This is a genomic window from Protofrankia sp. CiT1, assembly GCF_917627335.1.
Lineage (GTDB): Bacteria > Actinomycetota > Actinomycetes > Frankiales > Frankiaceae > Protofrankia.
Map to the genome: position 1 here is coordinate 1 of NZ_CAKJTP010000158.1, position 6,498 is coordinate 6,498.

Annotated in this window: 8 protein-coding genes; 4 read left to right on the forward strand and 4 right to left on the reverse strand. The window is 65.6% G+C overall.

Going from position 1 to position 6,498, the window contains the following annotated elements:
• Positions 1–1,605 (forward strand): FtsK/SpoIIIE domain-containing protein (locus tag MJ785_RS18270; protein WP_255727662.1); only part of this gene is annotated, 1,605 nt, incomplete at its 5' end.
• 59 nt (positions 1,606–1,664) lie between these two features.
• Here MJ785_RS18270 and MJ785_RS18275 read toward each other — a convergent pair.
• The 3 genes from MJ785_RS18275 to tgmA are packed head-to-tail and all read right to left on the reverse strand — an operon-like array spanning position 1,665 to position 4,251.
• Positions 1,665–2,882 (reverse strand): hypothetical protein, encoded by a 1,218-nt coding sequence (locus MJ785_RS18275; protein ID WP_239307866.1) that lies wholly within the window; start codon positions 2,880–2,882, stop codon positions 1,665–1,667.
• Positions 2,872–3,903, reverse strand: a complete 1,032-nt coding sequence (locus tag MJ785_RS18280) for a hypothetical protein (protein WP_239348127.1) — start codon at positions 3,901–3,903, stop codon at positions 2,872–2,874. The genes MJ785_RS18275 and MJ785_RS18280 overlap by 11 nt, the downstream gene beginning before the upstream one ends.
• Before the next feature lie 3 nt (positions 3,904–3,906).
• Positions 3,907–4,251, reverse strand: coding sequence for a putative ATP-grasp-modified RiPP (tgmA, locus tag MJ785_RS18285; protein ID WP_239381958.1), 345 nt, complete (start codon positions 4,249–4,251; stop codon positions 3,907–3,909).
• 299 nt (positions 4,252–4,550) lie between these two features.
• On the opposite strand from tgmA, the gene MJ785_RS18290 reads away from it, so the two are divergent.
• Positions 4,551–4,793: a type II toxin-antitoxin system VapB family antitoxin gene (locus MJ785_RS18290; protein WP_239377609.1), complete on the forward strand. Its 243-nt coding sequence runs from the start codon at positions 4,551–4,553 to the stop codon at positions 4,791–4,793.
• Entirely contained in the window at positions 4,790–5,227 is a 438-nt protein-coding gene (locus tag MJ785_RS18295; protein WP_239381960.1) for a TA system VapC family ribonuclease toxin, read from the forward strand. The genes MJ785_RS18290 and MJ785_RS18295 overlap by 4 nt, the downstream gene beginning before the upstream one ends.
• Positions 5,228–5,300: 73 nt before the next feature.
• Here MJ785_RS18295 and MJ785_RS18300 read toward each other — a convergent pair whose 3' ends face one another.
• The gene (locus MJ785_RS18300; protein ID WP_239381962.1) at positions 5,301–5,516 is read right to left on the reverse strand and encodes a hypothetical protein; all 216 of its coding nucleotides are present in this window, start codon (positions 5,514–5,516) and stop codon (positions 5,301–5,303) included.
• Positions 5,517–5,590: 74 nt separating this feature from the next.
• Between MJ785_RS18300 and MJ785_RS18305 the strand changes: the two genes are divergently transcribed.
• Positions 5,591–6,442: a DUF72 domain-containing protein gene (locus tag MJ785_RS18305; protein WP_239307881.1), complete on the forward strand. Its 852-nt coding sequence runs from the start codon at positions 5,591–5,593 to the stop codon at positions 6,440–6,442.
• Positions 6,443–6,498 lie beyond the last annotated feature (56 nt).

Genomic DNA, 6,498 nt, shown 5'->3' on the forward strand with positions numbered 1-6,498 from the left:
ATCGAGGCCGCCGCCCGCAGGCTGGGCCGCCCGGCGCCGCCGCGGCCGTTGCTACCGCCGCTGCCCGCGGACCTGACACTCGACGGCCTCGCGGCCTGGGCCACCGAGGAAGCATCCGCGACGGCTGTCCCGTACGGTCTCGCCGACGTACCCGACGCGCAGGCCCAGCCGCCGGTGGCGCTTGATCTCGCCGGGCACGACAGGCTGCTGGCGGCCGGCGGGCCGCAGCAGGGCCGCACGACGTTGGCCCGAACATTGATCACAAGTCTGGCGTCACGCTTCCGGCCCGATCAGGCGCAGGTGTACGTCATCGAGCACCAGCCGGCGGGGCTGGCGGCCTACGCGGGCTTGCCACACTGCGGCGCGGTGATCGCCGGCAGCGAGCCGGACCGTATCCGCAGGTTCATCACCTGGCTGAACGAGGAGGTCGGCCGGCGCCAGTTCAGGCGATCGGACGGCGGGGCGGCAGCCGGCGGGCAGCGGGATCCGTGGCTCGTCGTCGTGGTCGACGGCTGGGAACGGTTCGAGAACCGCGCTGACCCGGCATTCCAGGAAACATCGTTGCTGACGACGTTGCGCGAGGTGACCCTGTCCGGGCCGCCGCTCGGCGTGCACATCGTGCCGCTCGGCGGTCAGGAGCTGTTCACCAGCAGGGTGGCGACGCTGTTCAACCGACGCCTGCTCCTGCCGTTCGGCAAGGAGGAACTACGCCGGGCACACCTGGCGTCCAGAACGGCGAGCCCACCGGAAATGCCCGGCCGAGCCGTGGACGCCGCCACCGGGACACACATCCAGATCTGCCGCCCGGACGTTGACGCCGACACACTGATCACCCAGGTCGCAGCCCGATTTTCCGGCATCGAGCCGACCGCAGCCGGGCTGCCACACGCGTTCCCCGCGCTGCCCACCCAGGTCACCATCGACGATCTGCGGGTGCCTGACTCGCCTCCATCTGGAACCTGGCTCCCGCTCGGCGTGGGCGGCCCAGATGCGGACACCGTGGGCATGGACTTCTTCGGCACCGGGCCACAGCTGCTGCTCGTCTCCGGCCCGGCTGGTTCCGGACGGACGGCCGCGGCCGCGGCCGTGGCCCGCGGGCTGCGGCGGATGGGCGTCGGCGTACTGATCATCGCCCCGCCGCGCTCACCGCTGCCCGCCCTCGTTGAGGACGACGACGTCCGGATCATGACCGGGACAACACTGAAGGACACCGAGCTGCGGGCCGAGGCCGAAGCTTTCGGTGACCAGCGGTACGCCGTCGTCGTCGACGACTGCGATCAGATCACCCTGATCCCGACGCAGGTCAACTTCGCCGACGGCCCCACGTTGTTGCAGGACATCGCAAGCCCCGGGTCACTCGGCCGGCAGGCGCTCGTGCTCTGCGGTGACGCGGCACTGATCCTCACCGGTCAACGCCGATCCCTCGCCCGGGTCGTCAGTGAGATCATGAGCAGCGGCGCCCGGCTGCTGCTCACCCCCACCTCCCCGGTGCTGGCACGCGAGCATGGCTTCAAGCTCGAGCCCGACCAGTTCTTCGCCGCCCCACCCGGCCGCGGTCACCTCTCCACCGGCCATGCCACGGCCTTGGTGCAGCTCGCCCGGTAGGTCTCGCCCGGTAGGTATGGACATAGCGCCCGGTAGGTACCGGCATAGCGGCGGTGGCCCTATGCGTGCCAAGCCGCTGTCCGGACAGGTACGGGTATCCGCCAGCACAGGCTGGTACCGGGAATCGTGAGGGTCTGCTCATCAGGGGTGACCGTGAGCAGGAACCTGTTGCACCCGGGACGGCCGAGGGCATCCCAGCCGTGCAGGGTGTCCTCGACGATCGACCAGACTGGGTTGGCTCCATAGTCGTGTACACGAAGCGTGCCGTCATCGTGGATCCGGGCGACACAGAAACGATCAGGGTCGGAAGTCCGGAAAAAAGCATCACGCTCCGCGCCGCCAAAAAGCCCGATGAAGGACAGGTCAGGGATACGCATCTGGAGGAGAAAACGGAAGGTCGCGTCGTTGAAGACCGCTGGGTCGAGATTGCTGGTCCGTTCCCGGGACGGATCGCGCTCGGGAATGACGAACATCGGTAGCGCGGCGGGCAGCTGTGGGCGCGATACCATGAAAAACAGCGGGCGCGCGTCGAGAAAACCACTGGCGGTGCCGTCCTCTCGTATCTCCAGCAGGACCGACGTGCCGCCCTTCACGCTACCCGAAAAAATCACAAAAATCTTCGCGCCGGGCCGGGCCTGTTCCACCCAGAAGTAGGAGACATGCGTAAAGGAACATGTCGTGATAATGCGATCGTAAGGGGCCATGCCCGGATAGCCGGCAGCACCGTCCGCCACCAGCAGGGTCGGACGGTAGCCCATGTTGGCAAGCACGGCAGCGGCGCGGCCGGCCACGGCATCGTCGTACTCGATCGAGACCACGCCCGCGTCGCCCAACCGGTGGCAGAGCAACGCCGTGGAATAGCCGGTGCCAGTGCCGATCTCCAGGACGCGGTGCCCGTCCTGGACGTCGAGGTCCTCCAGCATCCGTGTCACCAGGCACGGCATGGTGGATGAGCTGGTCGGCATCCCGAGCTGGACCTGGGGCGTGGGCGCCCACAGGTCGTCGTTACCCGAAATCTGCGTTATCCAGGTCTCATCCGTATACACCAGATCAAACCATTCCTGGTCGCCCAGCGAATCAGCGATAACAGGGGTGTACGTGGGCGGGCTGTTACTGATTTTCCGGTAGAATCTGGGCAGAAAAACATGCCGTGGTGTCGCCAGAAACGCATCCCGCCAGGGCTTCGATCGCAGATCCCCGCGCGCCGTCAGCGCATCGGCGAGCATGACCAACCGGCTGCCGATATCGCCGGTCGGCAGTTTTGTATCAGCGGCCATCAACGCATCCTCTCGCCAGAAGATCGGCGAGTGCCGCCGTCATCGGCAGACCGGCATGCTCTTCCTCCAGCCACGCCCACTGGCCGTTGGGATTACATTCCAGAAAAACAAGAACATCGTTCGCGTCCAACGCGAAGTCAAACGCGCCGAACATCAGCCCGAACCGCTCCAGGTAGGCGCGTACCGCCCGGATCACATGATCCGGAATATCCATCACAGTATACTGTAGCGTACTGTAATCGCGACGCCAGTCAAGGTGCTCGCCGTCAATTCTGACCGCGAACACCTCTCGACCAATCACCGTAACCCGGATATCCGCTGCTTTTTCGACTTTAGCCTGGACCAAATGGACAGTATGCCGCATCGTCTCGTCGAAGTCAGCGGCGTCCACCTCCCGTACCCACACCGTCCGCGTCTGGCCCTCCGCGTCGGCATAGGGCAGCAGCCGCAGCGGCTTGTACACTACCGGACCGACCGCACCGGCGAACGCCCGCGCGGCCGCCGGGTCATTGGTCACCAACGTCGGCGGCACCGTGAAGCCGACCTCCGCGGCAACGGCCAGCTGTGCCGGTTTAAGCTCCGCGTCGGCGATCCGATGGGGATGATTGACGTACAGACAACCCGGCAACGAGGTCAGGACCCCGCCGAGCCCGTAACGGGCCTGCAATATCGCGAAGGCCCGATCCTGCGGGGCCATTTCCGGAAAAACAAACGCACTCGGGCGACGGTAGTACAACGAGCGCACAGCCGAGAGCAACACCGTCCGGGAGCGTGCCCGCAGCCAGCCGCCAACGCCATCAATATGACAATAGTTATCAAGATTATAAATTCCACCAAAGGCACCGCGGTCATCACGGGTGTCCCCCGCGCCTACCGTCGCCGCGAACGACAGATGCGTGGGGAAGTCAGCGGTGTCGAACCGCACTACCGGCACATTCCGCTCGTTCAGCGCGGCGACCACCAGATCGGCGGTCGGGTCGTCGAGCTGGGTCACGACCAGCACAGGCCGCTGATCCGACACCGCTCAGTCCACCGGGTTCGAGTCCTGCGCGAAGTCCGTGTCCGGATCCCCGTGCTGGCCATCACCCCGGCTGCCTTCGGTCGCGGTCGAGCGCTCCGTGCCCTGGTAGGTCCTGCTGTGCCTGCCCGTGTCGAGCACATGTCCGTCAGCGTCGTAACAGACCGCGGTCTGGGCCACCGGGTCGAGATCCACCCGCACCACCCTCGGCCCGGCCGCCTCGCCACGCGCCCTGTGCGGCTCCATCCGCCGCACCCCCCACGGCCGCACGGTTCCCGCCGGCACCTCGGGTGCAAGACCAGTGCGCGGATACATCGGCAGCCTGTCCTCGGACGGAAACAGCACGCCCATGCAACGACCTCCCTCTGGAAGCAACAGCCCATCCCGCACACTCAGGATGAACCCTCAGTATCCAGAGAATTTCGGCTAGCTACAACAACTCTTCGCGACTCATTGACGACAGGGCCCGCCACCTCGCCGTTCGGCAGCCCACACCCGCCAGCGCGTGATCCGGTCGCCCGATAAGAAGCCAATGACCCTGTCAAGATCACAAACGGTGACACACGGTAGAGCGGTATGGCCGATTCGCAGTACGGCCGATTCACGGTACGGAAGTACGGGAGTACGGCAGCGGAGGTACGGTTAGCAGTATGAAGACGACCGTGGAGTTGCCAGAGGTGCTGGTGCGCGAGGCACAGGACGTGGCCCGCGCTGAAGGCACCACGCTGCGGAACCTCGTCGAGGAAGGGCTGCGCGCCGCCCTTGGACGGCGCCGCTCGGCGTCCCAGTTTCGGTTGCCGGACGCGTCGGTGAACGGCAACGGCCTGCGCCCGGAGTTCCGCGACAGTGGCTGGGACGAAGTGCGTGCGGCAATCTACGGTGACCGTGCATGATTGCGGTCGACACGAACATCCTCGTCCATGCGCACCGGCGGGACTCGCCGTTCCACGAACCAGCGGCTGCCGCCGTCCGCGACCTCGCCGAGTCGCCGGCTACGTGGGCGATTCCATGGCCGTGCGTACACGAATTCTACTCGATTGTGACGCACGCGCGTATCTACGATCCGCCCAGCAGCCCAGCCGAGGCCATAACACAGGTGGAGGCCTGGCTCGGCTCACCGTCGCTGACGTTGCTCCATGAAGGAGCGACGTACTGGCCGACGCTACGGGACATGATCGGAGCTGGAAAGGTGCGGGGTCCGATGGTCCATGACGCCCGGATAGCCGCCCTGTGCCACGCAAACGGTGTTCGGACGTTGTGGAGCGCCGATCGCGGCTTCGGACGCTTCCCGGCCCTGGTCATCCAGAACCCCCTCGTCCCGAGGTAGGCATTGACGCACGAGAACTGACCCCCGCGCCAACGGTCGTCGATCGCGTGGTCCCAGCTGATGTAGGCCGCGGTCAGCCGGGCGTCGGTGTCCAGTCCAGGCCGGGGCTGTCCCGGACGGCTGCCCAGGCGGTGGACAGGTCGCGGTGCGCGGCGTAGAGCGCGCGGAACCGGGCGAGCCAGTCGCGTTCCCAGTACTCCAGCCGGGTGGGATTCGTGAGCTTGGCCGGATGACATGCCGCGAACATGGGCCAGTGGAGTGGTTGATAGACGACACCGGTACGGTACATGTGACGCGGGCACGGCTTGGCGGGCAAGCTTGGGTCCGGCTTTTCGGGCGGATTTTTTCATGGGGGCTTGGGGCATGCGTTGTCATGTGGGATGCGCGATGTGGACGCACACGTCTTGGCAAGGACGCTTTCTGGCGCACCCGCTCCCGTCCCACGAACGCCTGCAACACTACGCCAGTTGGTGCAACGCGGTCGAAGGGAATACAACGTTCTATGCAACGCCGGCCAAAAGCACCGTAGCCTCGTGGGCACGGCAGACCGACACCGACTTTCGATTCGTGATCAAAATGCCGAAAATTATCACGCATGAACGCCGTCTTACGGACGTTGACGAGGTGCTGCACGCCTTCCTGGAAGCGATCGAGCCACTCGGCCCACGGGCCCACGCCCTCTGGATACAGCTTCCAGGATCGTTTACCCCCGCCGACGTCCCCATACTTGCCCGCTTTCTGCGCCAGCTCACCAGGTCCCACCGGTACGCTGTGGAGGTCCGCCACCCCGCATTCTTCAACGACCCCCGCGCGGCGCGACTTCTCGAAGGAGCACTTGCCACCGCAGCCGCCGAATGGATTCCGTTCGACACCACCGTATTATTTCAAAGTCCACCACAGAGCGACGCTGAACGAGACGCATGGACCAAGAAGCCGCGCGTACCGCTCCGATCGCTCGCGTTGACCGACCGGCCGATCATCCGCTACCTCGGCCGCGACGCTTCCGCACGGACGATCGAAGGCTGGCAGCGTTGGATTGACATTGTCGTCGAATGGTTGCGTGAGGGCCGCTCACCCACTGTCTTTATTCACACCCCGGACAACGCCGACGCACCACAACTCGCGCGCCGCTTCCATGACAACGTACGGGTGCGCCTGCCCGAACTCGATGCGCTGCCTCAGCCGATACCGACCGGGCCGCCAACCCTCTTCTGAACAGTTTGTCGTTGGGTACGCTTATCCGGTCCAAAACCGTACCCAACGACAAACCC